Raw genomic sequence first — 2,422 nt, 5'->3', positions numbered from 1 at the left:
GTCCGGGGGAGCGCCGCCGCCCGCGACGGACGGCAGCAGCAGGGCCGTGAGCACGCCCGCGACGACGCACACGCCCGTCAGGACGAGGAACGCGTTGCGCCAGCCGACGGCGGTGCCCAGCGACGTCGACAGCGGGACGCCGAGGATGAACCCGGCCGACGCGCCCAGCGTGACGAGCGCCAGGGCCCGTCCCGCGAGGTGCGGCCGCACCAGGCGCGACGCGTACCCGATGCTCACCGAGAAGAAGACGGCGTGCGCCGCCCCGCCCAGCGCCCGGGCCGCGGCGACGACGGCGAAGGTGGGGGCGAGCGCGACGATCACGTTGCTCACCGTGTAGACGGCGATCGTGCCGAGCAGCACGGTCTTGCGCGGCAGTCGGCGCGTCGCCGACGTCAGCGGCAGGGCGAGCGCCGCGACCATGAACGCGTACGCGGTGACCAGGAGGCCCGCCACGGACTCGGACACGGCGAGGTCGTCGCTGATCAGAGGGAGCAGGCCCACCGGGACCAGCTCGGTGGTGACGGCGACGAACGTGGCGAGGGCCAGGGCGAACAGGCCGCCGGCCGCGTCGCGCACGTCGCCGGGCTGCCAGGCGGTGACCTCACCACGTGAACTGGGCATGGGCTCCATGGTGACATTCGTCGCGACCTGCCCGTTGCCGCACCCGCACCCCCTAGACTGGACCGGCCCCCGCCGCCGTGGGCCGATCCACCCTGCCACCATCCCCCTGACCGTGAGGACCACCTGCGTGATCACTGCCCATGGCGTCGAGCTGCGCGTCGGCGCGCGCGTGCTGCTGAGCGAGGCCACCTTCCGGGTCGCCTCGGGCGACCGGATCGGCCTGGTCGGTCGCAACGGTGCCGGCAAGACCACGCTGACCAAGACCCTCGCGGGCGAGACCCAGCCCACGGGCGGGCAGATCGTGCGCGGTACCGACATCGGCTACCTGCCACAGGACCCGCGTACGGGCGACCTCGAGGTCCTCGCGATGAACCGCGTGCTCTCCGCGCGCAACCTCGACCGGGTCATCACGCAGATGCGCGAGGCCGAGGGCGAGATGGCGTCGGCCGACCCGGCCACCCAGGCGGCCGCGCTGGAGCGGTACCCCAAGCTGGAGGCGCGGTTCCTCGCAGCCGGCGGGTACGCCGCGGAGTCCGAGGCGCAGATCATCACGGCGAACCTCGGCCTGGACGAGCGCGTGCTGGGCCAGCCCCTGAGCACCCTCTCCGGCGGTCAGCGCCGCCGGATCGAGCTGGCGCGCATCCTGTTCAGCGGCGTCGAGACGCTGCTGCTGGACGAGCCCACCAACCACCTCGACGCCGACTCGATCATCTGGCTGCGCGACTACCTCAAGGCGTACAACGGCGGGTTCATCGTGATCAGCCACGACGTCGACCTGCTGCGCGCCACGGTGAACAAGGTGTTCCACCTGGACGCCAACCGGGGTGAGCTCGACCAGTACAACATGGGCTGGGACACCTACCTGGAGCAGCGCGAGACGGACGAGCGGCGTCGTCGGCGCGAGCGGGCCAACGCCGAGAAGAAGGCGGGCACGCTGCTCGCCCAGGCCGAGAAGATGCGCGCCAAGGCGACCAAGGCGACCGCCGCGCAGAACATGATCAAGCGCGCCGAGAAGATGCTCGGCGGCCTGGAGAACGAGCGCGCCGCCGACCGCGTGGCCAAGCTCCGGTTCCCGACGCCGGCGCCCTGCGGGCGCACGCCGCTCACCGCGAGCGGGCTGTCCAAGGCGTACGGGTCGCAGGAGGTGTTCGCCGGGGTCGACCTGGCGATCGACCGCGGGTCGCGCGTCGTGATCCTCGGCTTCAACGGCGCCGGCAAGACGACGCTGCTGCGCATCCTCGCGGGCGTCGAGGCCCCGGACACCGGCGAGGTCGAGCCCGGGCACGGCCTCAAGCTCGGCTACTACGCCCAGGAGCACGACACGCTCGACATGCACGCGACCGTCGTCGAGAACCTGCGGCACGCCGCGCCCGACCTGACGGACACGCAGGTCCGTTCCGTGCTCGGCTCGTTCCTGTTCAGCGGGGACGACGCCGAGAAGCCCGCCCACGTGCTGTCCGGCGGCGAGAAGACGCGGCTCGCGCTCGCGACCATCGTCGTCTCCGGCGCGAACGTGCTGCTGCTCGACGAGCCCACGAACAACCTCGACCCCGCCTCCCGGGCCGAGATCCTCGGGGCGCTCAAGACGTACGAGGGCGCGGTCGTGATGGTGACCCACGACGACGGCGCCGTCGAGGCCCTGGAGCCCGAGCGCGTACTGCTGCTGCCCGACGGCGACGAGGACCTCTGGAACGACAGCTACCAGGAGCTCGTCTCCCTCGCGTGAGGCTGACGCCTGAGCGGCTCTCCGGGAACCGATGACGCAGCCGAGGGGGTAACGCTGAGCGAGCACTGCTAGCTC

Annotated in this window: 2 protein-coding genes; one reads left to right on the top strand and one right to left on the bottom strand. The window is 72.2% G+C overall.

What is annotated here, in order from left to right; all coding sequences use genetic code 11:
* A partial coding sequence (locus ACFWEJ_RS28415) for an MFS transporter (protein ID WP_377232508.1) occupies positions 1-621 on the bottom strand: 621 nt, incomplete at its 3' end.
* A gap of 127 nt (positions 622-748) precedes the next feature.
* Between ACFWEJ_RS28415 and ACFWEJ_RS28410 the strand changes: the two genes are divergently transcribed.
* Positions 749-2,347, top strand: coding sequence for an ABC-F family ATP-binding cassette domain-containing protein (locus ACFWEJ_RS28410; RefSeq protein ID WP_377232507.1), 1,599 nt, complete (start codon positions 749-751; stop codon positions 2,345-2,347).
* Positions 2,348-2,422 lie beyond the last annotated feature (75 nt).

This window comes from Promicromonospora sp. NPDC060204 (genome assembly GCF_042728455.1).
In the GTDB taxonomy this organism is placed as follows: Bacteria; Actinomycetota; Actinomycetes; order Actinomycetales; family Cellulomonadaceae; genus Promicromonospora.
Note: the sequence above shows the minus strand (reverse complement) of the source record. Positions and strands in the feature narration are given on the sequence as shown.